At 62.4% G+C, this 888-nt stretch carries 1 protein-coding gene; it reads right to left on the reverse strand.

Annotation, left to right across the window (positions count from 1 at the left end):
* On the reverse strand, positions 1–888 hold an 888-nt coding region (tuf, locus tag API01S_RS28605; RefSeq protein WP_061306730.1), incomplete at its 5' end, for an elongation factor Tu.

Consider the following 888-nt stretch of genomic DNA (forward strand, 5'->3'; position numbering starts at 1 on the left):
TTACTTCAGGATCTTGGCGACGACGCCGGCGCCGACGGTACGACCGCCTTCACGGATGGCGAAACGCAGGCCTTCTTCCATGGCGATGGGAGCCAACAGCTTGACCGTCATGGCCACGTTGTCGCCCGGCAGAACCATTTCCTTGTCGGCCGGCAGCTCGATCGTGCCCGTCACGTCCGTCGTGCGGAAGTAGAACTGGGGACGATAGCCTTGGAAGAACGGAGTGTGACGGCCGCCTTCTTCCTTGGACAGGATGTACACCTCGGACGTGAAGTCCGTGTGCGGGGTGATCGAGCCCGGCTTGGCCAGAACTTGGCCGCGCTGGACGTCTTCACGCTTGGTGCCGCGCAGCAGGATGCCCACGTTGTCGCCGGCTTGACCTTGGTCCAGCAGCTTGCGGAACATTTCAACGCCCGTGCAAGTCGTCTTGACCGTCGGCACCAGGCCCACGATTTCGATTTCTTCGCCGACCTTGACGATGCCGCGTTCGATACGGCCAGTCACCACCGTGCCACGACCCGAGATCGAGAACACGTCTTCAACCGGCATCAGGAACGTGCCGTCCACGGCGCGCTCAGGCGTCGGGATGTACGAATCCAGTGCGGCGGCCAGCGCCATGATGGCTTGCTCGCCCAGTTCGCCCTTGTCGCCTTCCAGCGCCAGCTTGGCCGAACCCTTGACGATCGGGGTGTCATCACCCGGGAAGTCGTACTTGGACAGCAGTTCGCGAACTTCCATCTCCACCAGCTCGAGCAGCTCGGCGTCGTCAACCATGTCAGCCTTGTTCAGGAAGACGATGATGTACGGCACGCCAACCTGGCGGCTCAGCAGGATGTGTTCACGCGTTTGCGGCATCGGGCCGTCAGCGGCCGACACAACCAGAATCGC

It is taken from the genome of Achromobacter piechaudii NBRC 102461 (assembly GCF_001571245.1).
Classification (GTDB): domain Bacteria; phylum Pseudomonadota; class Gammaproteobacteria; order Burkholderiales; family Burkholderiaceae_B; genus Achromobacter; species Achromobacter piechaudii.